General features: G+C 51.0%; 11 protein-coding genes and 1 pseudogene. 5 read left to right on the plus strand and 7 right to left on the minus strand.

From position 1 onward, the window contains the following. The 7 genes and pseudogenes from ACFQ2I_RS06815 to ACFQ2I_RS06845 form a co-directional block, all read right to left on the minus strand. Positions 1-243: DUF4372 domain-containing protein (locus ACFQ2I_RS06815; protein ID WP_377563001.1), on the minus strand; the 243-nt coding region annotated here is incomplete at its 3' end. A 538-nt stretch (positions 244-781) separates the two neighbouring features. Next, entirely contained in the window at positions 782-1,870 is a 1,089-nt protein-coding gene (locus ACFQ2I_RS06820; RefSeq protein WP_377563003.1) for a DNA alkylation repair protein, read from the minus strand. Between the two features lie 114 nt (positions 1,871-1,984). Beyond that, a complete protein-coding gene (locus ACFQ2I_RS06825; RefSeq protein ID WP_377563005.1) occupies positions 1,985-2,617 on the minus strand; it encodes a response regulator transcription factor in 633 nt (210 codons plus the stop codon). Further along, positions 2,614-3,843, minus strand: a complete 1,230-nt coding sequence (locus ACFQ2I_RS06830) for a sensor histidine kinase (RefSeq protein ID WP_377563007.1) — start codon at positions 3,841-3,843, stop codon at positions 2,614-2,616. Before ACFQ2I_RS06830 ends, ACFQ2I_RS06825 begins: the two co-directional genes overlap by 4 nt. 177 nt (positions 3,844-4,020) lie before the next feature. Then, positions 4,021-7,344, minus strand: a complete 3,324-nt coding sequence (locus tag ACFQ2I_RS06835) for an immunoglobulin-like domain-containing protein (RefSeq protein WP_377563155.1) — start codon at positions 7,342-7,344, stop codon at positions 4,021-4,023. Between the two features lie 393 nt (positions 7,345-7,737). Next, a pseudogene (locus tag ACFQ2I_RS06840) lies at positions 7,738-8,751 on the minus strand (leucine-rich repeat domain-containing protein); the annotation flags it as partial. 190 nt (positions 8,752-8,941) lie between these two features. Then, positions 8,942-10,372, minus strand: a complete 1,431-nt coding sequence (locus tag ACFQ2I_RS06845) for an AGE family epimerase/isomerase (RefSeq protein WP_377563009.1) — start codon at positions 10,370-10,372, stop codon at positions 8,942-8,944. A gap of 207 nt (positions 10,373-10,579) precedes the next feature. On the opposite strand from ACFQ2I_RS06845, the gene ACFQ2I_RS06850 reads away from it, so the two are divergent. The 5 genes from ACFQ2I_RS06850 to ACFQ2I_RS06870 all read left to right on the plus strand — a co-directional run bounded on the left by ACFQ2I_RS06850 (position 10,580) and on the right by ACFQ2I_RS06870 (position 17,342). Beyond that, positions 10,580-11,161 carry a GNAT family N-acetyltransferase gene (locus ACFQ2I_RS06850; RefSeq protein WP_377563012.1) on the plus strand — a complete coding sequence of 194 codons (582 nt, stop codon included), beginning with the start codon at positions 10,580-10,582 and terminating at the stop codon, positions 11,159-11,161. 118 nt (positions 11,162-11,279) lie between these two features. After that, positions 11,280-13,601, plus strand: coding sequence for a helix-turn-helix domain-containing protein (locus ACFQ2I_RS06855; RefSeq protein ID WP_377563014.1), 2,322 nt, complete (start codon positions 11,280-11,282; stop codon positions 13,599-13,601). A gap of 292 nt (positions 13,602-13,893) precedes the next feature. Continuing rightward, positions 13,894-14,763 carry an ABC transporter permease gene (locus ACFQ2I_RS06860; RefSeq protein WP_377563157.1) on the plus strand — a complete coding sequence of 290 codons (870 nt, stop codon included), beginning with the start codon at positions 13,894-13,896 and terminating at the stop codon, positions 14,761-14,763. 24 nt (positions 14,764-14,787) lie between these two features. Further along, positions 14,788-15,657: a carbohydrate ABC transporter permease gene (locus tag ACFQ2I_RS06865; protein WP_377563016.1), complete on the plus strand. Its 870-nt coding sequence runs from the start codon at positions 14,788-14,790 to the stop codon at positions 15,655-15,657. 68 nt (positions 15,658-15,725) lie between these two features. Next, positions 15,726-17,342 carry an extracellular solute-binding protein gene (locus ACFQ2I_RS06870; protein ID WP_377563018.1) on the plus strand — a complete coding sequence of 539 codons (1,617 nt, stop codon included), beginning with the start codon at positions 15,726-15,728 and terminating at the stop codon, positions 17,340-17,342. The last annotated feature ends 5 nt before the right edge of the window (positions 17,343-17,347 follow it).

Raw genomic sequence — 17,347 nt, forward strand, 5'->3', positions numbered from 1 at the left:
GCTGATTGAATCGATGCCAATTGCTTGCTGAAACTCCTCGTTGGCCTGAATCTCTCTCATAATGGATCGTAATCCCTTGCGTTTCTGAAGCTGGGCTTCCACGAATAGGAGAAGAAATACCATCGTGCTTAATTTTTTCGTATAGCGATCGAGCGTGCCGAAATGCTGCCAATCTTGAATAATTTCTGAATTTATGGGTGCAACCCATTTACCAAATGACGAGATTAGTGTATCCTTGTCCATGCGATTGTCTCCTAAGTTAGAGATTTGGACAGGGCTACCTGCACCTCTAATTTTAGGAGCTTTTTTTCTGTCATGCATCACATATATTTAACATATTTAGCACAATTTAGAACGACTTATTAGAGGCACAATCCATGTCAAGTTTAATGCAACGCTACTGATACCGACTATATCACGCTAGCTGTTACTCCAACTTTACCAACTATATCACGCTAGCTGTTACTCCAACTCAACTAACTGGATTCCATGACATTAGCCTTCCAATATGCACCGAACCTGCGCAATCAACTGGAATTCTTGATACTAATTTGATCGTTTAATGAGATATTGTGCTATTCACTTCAATTTAAATGTACTTTTTCCATTACCAACATGCGAGAACGACGAATTAAACTGAAACAACTACACAAATTCCATTTAACACACCCAGTTCGACGTAACAGAGGCCACTGCAGGCAACGCAGCGCCAACCCATGACCGGCTTATCTCCAAGCTTGCCGTTCTCCACAAATGTTAATTTCCATCTTGCGGCATAAGGTTAACGACCATTCACACAAAAGTCCACTCCCCTCAGCTCCACACCGTTAATTACGATTGTTAGCCGGTGCTTGCCGGGATAATGCTTGCGGGTCGTCAAGTCTTTGAAGCTGTGCGCTCTGGCGTATTGCAGCTCTGCACTACCGATATCCCGCTCCGCCACTTTGAACAGCTTCCGCGACGTCTTGCCGTTCGCCTTCACGAAGTCTATGCCATATTCGATCCTCAGCCGTTGAGGCCCAGAGATATTCGTGGATCGGATCGTGAACGTGAAGTTCAGCGTCTCCCCGATCTCAACAGACGGTTCACCGAGCGCCAGCTCTGTCACTGTCACATCCGGCTTGTCCGGAAAGCCGAACAGGGACAGAACATCGGGATCTGCCTTCCGCAGCAGCCCGCGACAGCCGTGCTTCACAATCCAGTCCGTCCCGGCATGCTTGCCATGCCAGCTTCGTGCGATACCCTTCACGACTTCGGGATGATCCTTGGAGATATCGTTCAAGTTATTCGCTACGCTCTTCCTCACATATTCCGAGTCGTCTGTCTTCAGACGCTCCAGGATCGGCAGAATCGGAGAAGGATCAGCCTTGAACGGATGAAGCGCTATCCCCCAAGGCAATCTCGGTCGGCAACCCTCGCTCGCCAGCCGCCTCACATGATGATCGGGGTGGCTTGTCCATTCCAGCATCTGGCTCATCATTCTATCGGGATCAGAGAGGATGAACGATCTGACGGCGAACTCTGAGGTGGAATAAGGCGTGAATCGCTCCAACGCCGTGATGGATGCCTCCCAGTCATCCAATCCGAACACTTCCACGAAGTCCGGAAAAAAGAGATACTCTATTCCCGTGCACTGAGGGGCGATGTCATCCAACACATCCACGGCTTCCCGATAAGCCTTGGGCAAGATCGCCCGGAGCGCTACGCTAATGTGCCGAATACGCTGCTTCAACTGTTTCTGCTCCCAGTTTTCATCCTGTACGAGACGCATGAACCGCTCCTCATCGAACGCAGCATAACTTCCTTTCACTCTAAGCGCGAACTGACGCAAAAAGTGCTCCGTATACCTGCCTGCAAACGTCTCTGCCATTGTCTCCATCCTTCCCGATCTTTCTATTCAAGAGTGACTAATTCGCATCATCCCGGCGCTCCACCACAGTCTACTCGGACAATGCGGTGCTGTAAGAGCGGGATTAACGAAAAGTCAGTCCGACTCAAGCAGCCCCCATTTACGACATTTGTCAGCAAGTTCGAGACTTGTGCCTTTCCAGTTGAACTTTTTCATTACACGACCTATTTGTTTTTTCACAGCCGCCAAACTCACATTTAATTCGTTTGCAATTTGAGTCTGAGTCTGGCCTTCGGCAATCAGCAGCAGCAAAATGCGATCATGGGCGCTGAGCAAATTGCTTTTCTTTTCGTACACCAGTTTTTTTAGTCGTGTTCCATATTTGGATGTTTTGTTATTGACAGCATCCTGTATGGTTTCAAGCAGCTTCTCAAAATCATCTTTATAGAGATAATCGTAAGCCCCATTCAAAAAAGCCTCGTTAAAAATCTCATCGTCATCTTGCAGAGAACTGAACATAATAATCTTCACTTCAGGATATTGAACCGTAATATCCAGGGCTGCATCTAGACCGGTGAGCTTAGGATCGTTCAACAGAATGTCCAGAATAACAATATCGGTCGACTCCCGGCTCAGAATAGAAAAACATTCCTGAATCGTCGCCACCTTGGCAAACAAATCTATCTCTTGATGCTCCGAGAAAAAATCAGCAAGCCCACTTCTCCATTCCTCATCATCCTCCACATAGAGCACTCTGATTTTATTCATGGAGTTTTCCTTCCTTTGCGTAATATCATCGTTACAGTCGTTCCTTGACCTGGCTTGCTTTTCACCTCTATCATGCCTTTATGCGCCGCTACGACCTTTTTCACCTGATACATCCCCATCCCGAAGTTCCTTCCTGTCCTATGCTTCGTAGAGTAAAATGGCTCAAATATATTCTGCACTTCCAAGCTGCTCATTCCTGGACCCGTGTCTCTAAAGGAAATTTGAACCGTTGATTTCCGATGGACCACAGCAACCCGGAAAACACCTCTCTCCCCCATCGCATCGACAGCATTAATGCAAATATTATGCCAACATTCTTTCATCATAATCGGATCAAGCCACCACGATAGAGACTCATATTGCTTTTCAACTTTTATGTGAGGATAAGCTTCCACAGCTTCCAGCACTTCATCCAGAAGATCGGAAATGTCCGCCACTTCCATCTGAGGTTCCATTTTATTACTAACCGCGTGTGCAATGACGGATAACGTTTCATTCATCGCCTCGTGGGTTTTTAGCAGATTACTAACGTACGTTTCGATCTCCTCATATTTGCCCTTATGTATGCTTCTGCGAATATTTAAGGCATTCAATTTGATTTTGCTAATGGAGTTCTTAAGAGAATGATGAATTAATGCAGTTCCGGCATGAACCGTCTGCACCGACTTCCGTTGTACCCCCAAAAAAGCGTCCCGCAAGTATAAAATAGAGCTAAAAGCCAAGCCGACCACGCATAGATAAGGAATGAGCGTAATCAACTGATCACTTAAGGGAAAAGATGCGATCTGATAAACATTCAGGGCCGCTACTGGAATAATAAAAATAAGAGCGATAGCTGCGTGATGCAGCCTCTGCCTCCCATCCCTCTCCAACCAGATGCAACGAACAGCCAGCCATAGCGCAGTCATTAAATAGAGAAATCCCCAATAGATAATAAACTGCTTATCTACCCAGTTCTGAGACAGATCTGCTTGAAAAAAAGCGACGATAACCGGCAGGCTCAGTACGAGTGGAATCCATCTGTTGGAGTGGAGATAGCCATTATAGATTAGAAAAAAAATAAGCACTGCATAATAAGGAACCGAGTGGATAGTCACGTTCAAAATCGCCGTTATTACGATGGAAATCTGGGTGATCTCCGCAGCCATTGCCCTCTCTAACGTGTAAGGAACCCAGCTCTTCTCAAGCACGATCTGTAGCCCGAATAAACTCCCGCATAGAGCCATAATAGCCGCCCAAAAGATTAGACGATTCCCTTTGTGTTTCCATCCCATATAGAAGGCAAATATCAATAAACTAATAAATAATAACGAAAATAGAGGGAGAAAGAACATGTCTACCACCTTAATCCGAGATTTCATTAAGTATAGTATACATGTTCTAATTTACTATGGATATTTTTATTAGGTCTCTATAAGCTGTAAAGCGTGCAGCATTCTCAGGATCACTGTAATGGCTTCTGCCCGTGTTGCGTGTTCATTTGGAGCAAATTCGTTATCCGAACGACCGTTCATGACTTCATGGTCAGCAACTGTTCGTACAGCGTCTGCGGCCCAGGCGGGAATGGCCTCGCCATCAGCAAATACAATAGATACAGCGTGACTATTCCCTGCAGTTCCTAATACCTTGGCAAGCATCACTGCCATCTGCACCCTTGAAATAGGTTCATTCGGACGGAAGCTGCCATCCGGTAATCCGCTGATGATGTCTCGTTCTACTGCTATGGCTATTGCGCTTTGAGCCCACTGCCCAATAGAGGACTCATCGGTGAAGCGTCCCGCCGAGCCTTCACCTTCGAGCTTCAAGGCACGGATCAGCATAATCGTAAATTCGGCACGGGTGATCGGAGTGTTCGGCTTGAAAGTGCCATCTGGATACCCGCTCACGATTCCTTCTTTCACTGCCTGCGCAATAGATGCATGGGCCCAGTGGTCATGAGTATCCATGAATTCCACATCGGGATAATTCCCTTCAGCTTCTAATCCTTGCCCCTCGTTCTCCTCATCGGTTCCAGGCTGCTGCCCTGGGGTTGCCGGTTCTAAAGGTGTTGACTCCGAAGCTCCAGGCTCTTCTGAATCGGGGCTGCCCATGTTGCCACCATCTTCAATATATATTGGCGGGCCAGCGACTACCCTTATTGTCCTTGTCACCTGCACCGCAGCGTTCCCTGCACTGTCCGTTACGTCGTAGATCAGCATGTACTCGCCTAACCGACTACTGTCGACTGTACCGGTGATGACGACGTTGCCGCTAATGTCTCCATCCCGGTCGTCCTGGGCAGTGAAGCCAGGCTCTGTATACGACTTGCCTATCGTCACCTTCACAACCGCTTCACCTTGCAGCGTGATCACCGGCGCTTCGCGGTCGATGTTGCTGATCTGCAGTTGCTCCACCGTCGCGTTCCCCGCCAGATCTCGCGCATACACGCTGATCCAGCCGTTCTCCGTCACCGTGATACTCCCCGGGCTGCCTGGGATCACTTCTCCTTCCGCTGTTCCCGCACCCCCGGCTCCCGTAAAGTATGCAACGTCGCGCAGGCCCTGCGCCCACTTCATCTCGACAACGCCGCTCTCATGGTCCGTGATTACCGCCTCAACGGTCACATCGTCGTTCGTCAGCACGGTTGGGCTCGCGCTCAGCGTAATCGTAGGCGACACCTCATCGACCACTCTCACCGTACGCGTCACCTGCACCGCTGCGTTGCCTGCACGATCCGTTACGTTGTAGATCAGCATGTACTCGCCTAACCGACTGCTGTCGACTGTACCGGTGATGACGACGTTGCCGCTAATGTCTCCATCCCGGTCGTCCCGGGCAGTGAAGCCAGGCTCTGTATACGACTTGCCTATCGTCACCTTCACAACCGCTTCACCTTGCAGCGTGATCACCGGCGCTTCGCGGTCGATGTTGCTGATCTGCAGTTGCTCCACCGTCATATTCCCCGCCAGGTCTCGCGCATACACGCTGATCCAGCCGTTCTCCGTCACCGTGATACTCCCCGGGCTGCTTGCAATAACCGTGCCCTCGCTGGCAAAGTATACCGTATCGCGCTCGCCTTGCGCCCACTTCATCTCGACAATGCCGCTCTCGTTGTCTGCCATCACGGCCTCAACGGTCACATCGCCGTTCGTCAGCACGGTCGGGCTCGCGCTCAGCGTGATCGTCGGCGACACCTCATCGACCACTCTCACCGTACGCGTCACCTGCACCGCTGCGTTGCCTGCACTGTCCGTTACTTCGTAGATCAGCATGTACTCGCCTAACTGACTGCTGTCGACGGTGCCAGTCACCACCACGTCAGCCGTTACATCGCCGTCCATGTTGTCCTGAGCGGCATAGCCTGGCTCGGTGTACGCCGTGCCAATCATCACCTTCACAACCGCTTCACCTTGCAGCGTGATCACCGGCGCTTCGCGGTCGATGTTGCTGATCTGCAGTTGCTCCACCGTCGCGTTCCCCGTCAGATCTCGCGCATACACGCTGATCCAGCCGTTCTCCGTCACTGTGATGCTCCCCGGGCTGCCTGGGATCACTTCTCCTTCCGCTGTTCCCGCACCCCCGGTTCCCGTAAAGTATGCAGCGTCGCGCTGGCCCTGCGACCACTTCATCTCGACGACACCGCTCTCGTTGTCTGCCATCACGGCCTCTACGGTCACATTGCCGTTCGTCAGCACTGTTGGACTCGCGCTCAGTGTAATCGTCGGCGACACCTCATCGACCACTCTCACCGTACGCGTCACCTGCACCGCTGCGTTGCCTGCACTGTCCGTTACGTCGTAGATCAGCATGTACTCGCCTAGCCGACTACTGTCGACTGTGCCAGTCACCACGACGTCAACCGTTACATCGCCGTCCATGTTGTCCTGAGCGGCATAGCCTGGCTCAGTATACGCCGTGCCAATCATCAACTTCACAACCGCTTCACCTTGCAGCGTGATCACCGGCGCTTCGCGGTCGATGTTGCTGATCTGCAACTTCTCCACCGTCATATTCCCCGCCAGATCTCGTGCATACACGCTGATCCAGCCGTTCTCCGTCACTGTGATGCTCCCCGGGCTGCTTGCAATAACCGTGCCCTCGCTGGCAAAGTATACCGCATCGCGCTCGCCTTGCGCCCACTTCATCTCGACAATGCCGCTCTCGTTGTCTGCCATCACGGCCTCAACGGTCACATCGCCGTTCGTCAGCACGGTCGGGCTCGCGCTCAGCGTGATCGTCGGCGACACCTCATCGACCACTCTCACCGTACGCGTCACCTGCACCGCTGCGTTGCCTGCACTGTCCGTTACGTCGTAGATCAGCATGTACTCGCCTAACCGACTACTGTCGACTGTGCCAGTTACCACGACGTCAACCGTTACATCGCCGTCTATGTTGTCCTGAGCGGCATAGCCTGGCTCGGTGTACGCCGTGCCTATCGTCACCTTCACAACCGCTTCACCTTGCAGCGTTATCACCGGAGCTTCGCGGTCGATGTTGCTGATCTGCAGTTGCTCCACCGTCGCGTTCCCCGCCAGGTCTCGCGCATATACGCTAATCCAGCCGTTCTCCGTCACCGTGATGCTCCCCGGGCTGCCTGGGATCACTTCTCCTTCAGCTGTTCCCGCACCCCCGGTTCCCGTAAAGTATGCAGCGTCGCGCTGGCCCTGCGCCCACTTCATCTCGACGACACCGCTCTTATCGTCTGTGATTACCGCTTCAACGATCACATCGCCGTTCGTAGGCATCTGCGAGCTTGCTATTAAAGTGATCGCTGGCGGCTCCTCGTCATAAACCTCTATGATGAAAACATCCGAAACCGTCTTATATTCGAAACCGGATGTTTCCCTTGCTTTTACATGCAAATACCAATGGCCATTCGTATTCGGCAGATTAATTTTTTCACCACTCTGGAAAATTGTCCACTGAGGATCGTTAGGATCAGGAACTGCGGTTGTTTGGGTCCAGTTGTAATGAAAATCTAAAGGTGCAGGAAGATGTACCTGTACCGTTACTCCATCCAGATTTTGTTCCTCGCCTGCATCTCCGTCAGGCCTAAATTCGACCAAACTAACAAACGGGATTGTTTTTTCATTGGCATAGTTGTGTGCTGTAGAACGTTTCCAACCGTAAATTTCCGTTAAAGATGAGTTTGTATCGAACGCGAGAATATGAATTTGCGTATCGGCATTTAATACCGTTACTTTGTTTAATAAATTACTAGTGAATGCATATGCCCCTATTGACGCGATATGTCTTGGAATAACAAGCTCCGTGAATTTATTATATCCAAATGCGCTATTACCAATTGTTCTCACGGATTCTGGAAGTGTTAATTGAGCCAACCGATTAATCTCAAACGCACCTTCTGGAATTGCTTCGATTGTTGAAGGAAATGTAATCTGTGTTATGTGGTTAGTAGAGAACGCTCTTTTCCCAAAATACGTTAATGATTCTGGTAGAACAATGGAAGTCAGTGTGTTATTTGCGAACGAATGATCTCCCAAATAGTTTAATTGGTGTGGTAAAGTAACACTAGTTAAACAATTACTTCTAAATGCGCTGTATTCTATTGTTGTCAAACTATCTGGCAAGCTGAGATTTCGTATACAGTTTGAACCGAAAGCCCACGCTGGGATAGATGTGATCCCTTCCGGAATAGTCAAATTCGTCAACAAGTTATAGCTGAATGAGCCATTTGACAATTCTGTAGAGTCGTTTAATAGTAGGTTCACGATTCTCGCTCCAGAAAAAGCTCCCTCTTCAATATGTAATATTGTATTGGGGATGACCAAATTTTGAATATCACCGTAGTTATAAGAAAATGCATATTTTCCTACTGTAGTTAGTGTTGCTGGAAACTGGATAGCAGTTATATGCTTTTCCTTAAACGCATTATCCCCTATATGTGTAACCGGTAATCCTTCGAGCGTTTCAGGGATATCGATATCCCCTGCCGGTCCGTTATACCCGGTAATGACAATACTTTGCCCGTCCCCTCTGATCTCGTACTCAAAGTCGCCGGCTACTGCCGCGCTAGCCCTTTGTACTTCTATGTTCCACGCCAAAATACCAACAGTAATGATCAAGCAGCCTAATGCAAGCCAAAAAAGGCTGTTCAAACCCTTTTTCTCTTCATTTCTTATACCTGTCACCCGGCTCTCCCCGCCTTCTTCATCTTATTTAGTTAGAGCCATTTCTGATAACGTAACAATCCGTTTACCAAAATGATTCATTTATCAATTGTATTGCAAATTTCGACACGGAATAAGTGGACATTTTTTTGTCTACTTGACTTATGAAAGGAACAAAAACAAGAGGCCCGCCACAAGGCGAGCCTCATCTCTATAGTTCCTCTACCAGCTGAATCAAGTTCCGAATAATATGGAACGGGTCCTTCACGGGCAACGCCACTGTCTTCGACTCCGGATTACCCTCCCGGTCCCGGATCTGTATCCACTCGCCGACGCTGCTGTCGGGATTAGGGAAGATGCGGAAGGTATACGCATGCACGCGATCATGCCAGGCCAGCAGCTCCTCATCGCCAGTCAGCTTATAGGCCAACACCGTCGAATACAGCGCCTCCGAATGAGGCCACCACAGCTTGCTTCCCCAATCGTTCGACACCTTCTTCGCCATGGCGTCGTCGGAGATGCCGTTCATGCTGCCCTTCGGCTGTCCCCCATCACGATCCACGAACAGCAATATACCGCCGTACTCCTTATCCCAGCCCAGCTGCAGCGCACGCTTCAATACGCGTACCGCCTTCCGGATAGTCGCATCGTCTTCCAATTGGCGGGCCAGCTCCATGACGAACCACATATCCTCGATCGTATGACCGGGATTCACGTAGCGGTCAAGCAACGTCTCCTCGCCACGCGCCCCACCGCCAGCCGCATCTCCTGCCGTTCCCCCAAGAGGGATCATCTCCAGCAACGTATCATCTTCCGCTACGAAGTCATCCATAATCTCCATCATATAAGCGCGCGCAGCATCCCACACTTCGGCAGCATGAATGGCATGAGCAGCAACCCTGTCCCCGCTGCCGGCTTCTCCCACACTGACAGCTTCCCCATCAATGTCGCCGTCATTCCCCCTGGCCCCGTTAGCATACTCCATTTGGCCACCGCCTTCAGCGATTCCTTCCTCTTCTGCAGCTTGAAGCGCCTCCGCCAGCTCATGCGACACGTTCAGCATAATCATCGGGATGCCATGCGTGCGATACCCTGACGGAATAGGATACGGCTCCGTGCGATATGTCCCCGAAGCAAGCCGCGAACGAATAGATGCATAGAGTCTCTTCGCTGCGCGCAGCGACTCCGCATCGCCGCTCTCACGCGCATAGCGGGACAAGCCGAGCAGCACGAAGCAATCCGCATAGATGCTGGCGGCGTAATCGTGATCCGGCGACAAGCGCTTCGCCATCCCTTCCCGGTCTGTGACGAACGTGCAGCTGCCATCCGCCATGATGGCATGCCGCATCATGAAGCGCGCGCCGTTGCCGCTTAAGGCCAGCAGCTGTTCGCGCTCCTCCTGCGTGAAGCCGTCCATTCCCGACAGCTTGGCAAGCAGCCATACCATCCTCCCCTGCGACCACGTATACTTGTCCGTACTAACAAGCGTGCTGCCGCTATTGTCGAAGCAGGTGAAGTAGCCGCCGAACTCTTCATCGATGCCTCGCTCCAGCCAGAACGGGAGCAATTGCTCCCTCATATGCTTCCAATAGAACGCTTTCAATTGTTCCGCTGACTGCAGTAAACATACCATTTTCTCCATCTCTCTCACTCCCATAATTAGTTAAAGCTATCATAACCACAAAGTAGTAATCTCGCAATGTCACAAGCAGTATTGTTCACCTATCCTCTTGCACTCTTAGCTCGCTCGAAATGTCTGACTATTCCAAAAACGACTTGTCCATCCAGTATATAGCATGCTATATTGATTAGAAATCTTTTTCTGAAAAGGCAGAGGGGGGAACGGAGCATGTCTACAGACAGGTTAATGATGGATGTGCCGGAAAGCTTCGAGAGTGAAAGACTGCTCATCCGCGCGCCTCGGCGCGGGGATGGCGCAATGGTGAACGAAGCGATCAAAGAAAGTATAGAGGAGCTGCGTCCATGGATGCCTTGGGCCGACTCAGCACCCACTCCGGAAGAGTCCGAAGCAGAGCTGCGGGGAGCGATTATAAGGTATATGGAGCGCTCCGACCTGCGCCTGCTGCTGTTCGACAGGACGTCGGGTAAGCTTGTGGGCAGCAGCGGCTTGCACCGCATCAACTGGTCAGCCGGAGCATTCGAGATCGGATATTGGCTGCGCACCTCCTGCACCGGTCAAGGCCACATGCACGAGGCTGTTCAAGCAATCACGGAATGGGCGGTCACAGAACTGAAAGCCAATCGTCTCGAAATCCGCTGCGATTCCCGCAACACAGCCAGCAAGCGGGTAGCCGAGCGGGCAGACTTTACTTTGGAAGGCGTGCTCCGCCAGCAGGAACGGGCAGTGGACGGGACGCTGCGGGACACGATGGTCTTCTCGAAGGTCCGCGGGATTGAATTCCAATACTAATCACAGAAGCGATCTGCTTGAGGCGAACCTACTTAAGCTATCGCTTCTTGGCGATTTAAAGGGGGCCTTATACCAATATAGACGCTTGACGTATTACATGCGAAGGAGAATGATTGTTATGCGTTCGAAGTTGTCGTTATCCCGACTTACGTTCCATACCAAGCTGCTGATGACCTCGTTGCTGCTCAGTGTCATTCCTCTGCTGCTGCTTGGCAGCGGAGCGGCCTACATCGCTTCCAGCGCTATTCAGAAGGAGGCCAATGCGAAGCATGAGGCGACGCTTAATCAGATCAAGCAACAAATTGACACCTTGTTGAAGCAACTGGACTATCTGTCCATTCAAATTGCAGGAGATTTGACCATTGAGGACTCCGCACGACTCGGCATCTCCATGGATGACCGCGAGACACTGGACACGACACTGAATATGGTTCAGACGATTCGGAAATACCGTACGGCTTCCCCCATTTCATTCCAAGCCTATATCATCTACAACAACTACGGCATTGTCTATTCCAATAAATACGGCCTGTTGAAACGAGAGGAGTTCCCCTATTACGAGGCGCTTCGCCGATATGAACCCAGCTTCACCAGCTCTCTGATCATCCCCGCCAATACCTATCCAAATCAGCATGACATCCTGCTCGCACGTCCCATCGGCAACTCTTCGACCGTGGACGGGATTCTGTTCATGGAGATCGACCCCACCCGCATCTACGAGCTGCTGCAGACGGTCCAACTGGGCGAAGGCGGGCAACTGCTGGTCGTCGATAGCGCCAACCGCATCGTCTTAAGTCAAAGTCGGCAAGAGATCGGTGCTCTTCTTCCGGCACCGTTCGCCGCTAAGCTGGGGAGAAGAAACCCTCCAGAGTCTACCGAAGCAGTGGCTTATGGGGACGAATCCTTCCACGTCTCTACTCATCACTCCAGATTCAACGATTGGTCATATGTCATCATCGCTCCTTCAAGCGAACGGACTGCTCATTCCAACCTGATCAAGAAGGTTACTTGGTTCATGGCTGGCTCTCTGATCCTCATCTGGGGATTAATGGCATGGTTCGCTTCCAACCGGCTGTACAATCCTATACGAGCGCTGCTTATAAAAATTCCGAATTCCCGAACGAAGCATTCTCAGGACGGCTTGCAACGAATAGACGCTTTCATCGAACAGGTGACTGAAGCGAATCAGCGGCTGGACAGCGAGATGCGGGCGCAGCTGCCTCAGTTGCGTGACAGAATGCTACTTAAGCTGCTTCACGGAGAAGTGAACGACAAGGAATTCGCTCTACAGCGACAGCGGTATTCCCTTGCGCTGCATGGAGATTCATTCGCCGTATGCGTCTTCGAGATTGACAGTATGATGGCATTCCGCAGCCGCTTCATTGGAAGAGACCGATCGCTTATGATGTATGCATTAACCAAGCTTGTGGAAGAGATGGCCATGCCCGACCACCCTTCCGCCGCCGTCTGCTCCGCAATGGGACAGGTCTCGCTGATCGTCGGGGCGGATGAAGCAAGTGATTCCCTGGCCGAGGAGCTGGGAGCATTATGCAGCAAGATCCGGCTAAAGACACAAGAGCTGTTCGGCTTTACAGTATCGGTCGGCATCAGTCCGGTCAGGCCCCGTGCAAGCAGCATCCATGAAAGCTATCTGGAGGCGCTTGAGCTGCTCGACTTCCGGCTGCTTATGGGCCGGAACTTGACGATCAGCCACTTGATGGCTGAAGAGCACCATATCGTCAAGCACTCAGCGCGCGCATTGATCAAACGGCAGAAAGCAATCGTGGAACGGTTCGCAGAAGGCGACATAGCCGCCGTTCATGCCGAATTCGAGGACATGCTTCGAGAATTTCCGAAGTCGCTTCCCAACTCCAAGTCGGTTACCGGCATCTTCACCCATTTGATCGGTGAGATCGACCATCTTATCGAACAGCTCGGTTACGAAATGTCTCAGATGTTCGAATACAATGTCTATACTCGCATTCATGAAGCGGATTCTCTGGAGCGAATGAAGCTCTGGTTCATTGATGATTTCCTGCCAACCCTGCAGCAGCAATTCGGTCAAATGTCCGTACCTGATCAGACGAGAATCGTCAAGCAGATCGCGGAGACAATCCGTAGCGACGAAGCCGGCGAATTGTCTCTGCAGCAGGCAGCCGACAGCTATAACCTGTCCGTCTCCCAATTAAGTCGAATGTTCAAGGAAGTGATGAATGTCAACTTCATCGATTATGTACTCGACACTCGCATGTCCCGAGCTAAAAAATGGCTCGTCCACTCCGACTGGACGATTAAGGAAATTGCCGAAAAGCTGAACTATACGACGCCACAAAACTTCTCGCGCGCCTTCAAGCAAGCTGCCGGCATGTCCCCAGGACAATTCCGTGAATCAGCCAGACAGCAGCAGCAACAGGACATCCAAGCATCCGAGCAAGCTTGATCGGCTTGCCTCTATTCAGCTCTGCGAAAGCTGCGGTTCTGCACACTTCCATTCCTTGATATAGGACAAGTTTCATCATTTGCAGGAGGTATCATCATTTGCCATGAAGGCAGCAAAAAAGGAACGTTTACAGGAAAATCATTTGTTCTCTATGCTGGTAACTATGTAAAGGATGTCAAAAACGGAAAGGGGGAATCCTCATTTGAAAACGATTACAGAATCGACACTATCATCTAAAACGCCGCGAAATCTCCAATGGAATGGGGTAAGAAGGAAGCTCTGGAAGAGCCGCATGATGTACGCCTTCATCCTTCCCGGCACCTTGTATTTCATCTTATACAAATACATCCCTCTGCTAGGCTCGGTCATAGCTTTCCAGGAGTTCAGTCCATTCCAGGGGTTCCTGCACAGCGATTGGGTCGGATTCGCCCACTTCGCGCGCATCTTCGATAGCCCGGAAGTCATTCAAGTATTGATCAATACGCTGACTTTATCCTTTCTGCAAATTGCCTTCGCGTTCCCCGTGCCGATCATCCTGGCGCTTATGCTGAACGAAATTCGTCACGACTGGTTCAAGCGCTTCATTCAATCGCTCGTTTACCTGCCTCACTTTCTGTCTTGGGTCGTCGTAATCGGCATCGTCACCATATTTCTGCAGAGCGATGGCGTTGTCAACAGCCTGCTGAAGCATGTCTTCGGCATGGAGGCCATCCTGTTTCTTCAGGAGCCGTTCCTGTTTAAACCGCTGATTGTGCTGGAGATTATTTGGAAGGAATCCGGCTGGGGAACGATCGTCTTCCTCGCTGCTCTGGCAGGCGTGAATACGGAGCTGTACGAGGCGGCCACCGTAGACGGCGCCAGCCGCTGGAGACGCATATGGCACATCACGCTTCCCGCTATACGCAGCACCGTCGTCATTCTGCTTATATTGCGGCTCGGCACAGTGCTGGACAATGGATTCGAGCAAATATTCCTGATGTTGAATCCCTATGTCAGGGAAGTCGGAGAAGTACTGGATACCTATGTCTATTACAAGGGCATTCTGCAATCTGATTTCAGCTTCGCCACCGCTGTCGGCTTGTTCAAGTCTGTCGTCGGTCTCATCCTGGTCATTACGGCCAACAAGCTGGCCAAGAAGTTCGGCGAAGACGGCATTTATTAATCACACCAAGGGAGGTGAGTCGCCATGCTGCATCGGACATGGCTTGACCGGGTGACGGATTGGATTAACATTGCGGTTCTGCTATTCATTTCAATCGCAATGATTATCCCTTTTTTGTACATTTTTTCGGTATCGTTTTCTTCGATGGAGGAGTATTTGAGCAGTGATTTCATCTTATGGCCGAAAGTCTGGGTCACAGGTGCTTATGAGTATATTCTGGCGAATGACAAGTTTATCAAGTCAGTGTTCGTTACGATACTCATTACGACGGTCGGCACTCTACTGAATTTGGCGTTCACATCGACGATGGCCTACGGCTTGTCCAAGAAATTCTATGGACAACGGCTCTTCTTGTTCATGGTGCTGTTCACGTTCCTGTTCAGCGCAGGCATCATTCCGACCTATCTGGTCGTGAAGGAGACCGGCTTGCTCAACACGATATGGGCGCTCATTATTCCGGTTCTGATCAGCCCCTGGAATCTGATCGTGTTCTCCCAATTCTTCAAGAGCATCCCGGAAGAGCTGAACGAAGCTGCGTTAATTGATGGAGCAGGCGAGCTCCGAGTATTCTGGAGCATCATCCTGCCGCTCTCCAAGCCGGCTCTGGCTACATTCGGCCTATTCTACGCCGTTACGCATTGGAATTCCTACTTCACTGGCATCCTCTACATTAGCAATCCCAATCTATGGCCGATTCAATTGCTGCTGCGGCAGATCGTCGTCATCAACGATACAAGCTCGCTCATTACGGAGCAGGTGCTGACCGACCCGCCCCCTGCCGAGACCATCCAGATGGCCGCCATTCTGCTGGCGACGCTGCCGATATTAATCGTTTATCCGTTCCTGCAGAAGCACTTCGCCAAGGGGGTGATGATCGGCTCGGTGAAAGGGTAAATTGTACAACTGTCTATAATGGGGTGTTCATTCCGATCTGAACCATGAATCTATGGAGGTGTCTAGTTATGAAAGGTACAAAACTCGCCAGTCTCTTGATCGTATCCACAATGGCAGCGGGCCTGACAGCCTGCTCTGGAAGCAACGAGCCGTCACCGACTAGCAACAAGAGCCAATCCACAACATCGACTTCCAAGCCCGCTTCCGGAAGCGCTACAAATAGTCCGAAAACAGACAAGACGCACGATATCAGCTTTATGAATTTCGCCTATACGATCTTCCCGGATCCGAACGGCAAGGGCGTGGAAGCCATTCGGGAGAAATTCAACGCCAACGTCAAAGCGCAATTCGTCCTGCAGTCGGACTACAAGGAAAAGCTGAATGTCATTATGGCTTCGGGCGATATGCCTGACGTCGTGGCCATCAAGGATCTGGACGCCAACTACTACAAATGGGCGAAGCAAGGCGCCTTCCTGCCGCTTGACGACTATCTGGACAACTACGAGACGTTCAAAACCGTGCCGGACAGCATCTATGATCAATTCAGGGTCAACGGCAAAACATACAGCATTCCGATGTACGCGCCAACCTATACATTCTCCGGAACGATCCGCCAAGACTGGCTGGACAATCTGGGGCTGAGCATGCCGACCAATTATCAGGAGCTGCTTGATGTGGCCATCGCCTTTACGAAGGACGATCCGGATCAGAACGGCAAGGCGGATACGTACGGGTTCGCATTGGGAGAGAATATTTCTCCCACACATGCGATGGGGGCATACTGGTCGCCGGCCTGGTATCACAAGGATGAAGAGGGCAACTTCATACCCGGCTTAATCGGTCCCGGCCGCAAGGAAGTCATTGAGACACTGGCAGCGGCTTACAAGGAAGACGCTGTGACGAAGGACTTCGCCGTTCTGAACTGGGCTCAAGCCAATAAGGAGTTCTACTCCGGCAAAGCGGGCATCTTCATCGGCGTTCCAAACGGCATGATCGAGGATTATTATCTGGGCCTGCTGAAGGTCAACCCGGAAGCGGTCGTTAACCCGATTCCGTTCTTCATAGCGCCGGACGGCTCTCAGGGCAACCCAAAAGGACGCGGCTTCTTCGGCTTAACGACACTGTCCGCGAAGCTGAAAAACGATCCAGACAAAGTGGAGAGAATATTGGAAATCCTGGATTACGGCCGTCAGTTCATTCCGGTCGACGAGCGTAATGCCGACAATGAACAATACGACTGGATGATGGGCGGACTAGACGTCGGCTATGAGATGGTGAACGATAAGGCGGTGCCGATCACAGGCCAGGAATCACAGACGCCGATCCAGTATATGATGCAGCGTCACGAATTCTGGAAGCCATGGGCTCCGAACGACGAGGCGAACGAATACTCGAAAGCCTTGTACAACTCGCAGGAAATGCAAGATTTTATCGGAAAAATTGAGCAGATGGAAAAAGAATACAATAAAACCCCTTACGACGATCCTTCCTATCTGGTCTACTCCGAAACCAATGCGGCGAAGGGCAGCGAGCTGAATCTCTATCTGATCGGGGAGCAGACGAAAATGATCTCGGGACAGAGACCGATTGCAGAATGGGATAAAATGATCGAAGAATGGAAATCACGCGGCGGTGATCAATTGATGACTGAGATTAACGAGGGGATTAAAGCGGCGAGGGAGTGATTCGG

The sequence above is a fragment of the Paenibacillus chungangensis genome (genome assembly GCF_042675905.1).
Taxonomy (GTDB): Bacteria; Bacillota; Bacilli; order Paenibacillales; family Paenibacillaceae; genus Pristimantibacillus; species Pristimantibacillus chungangensis.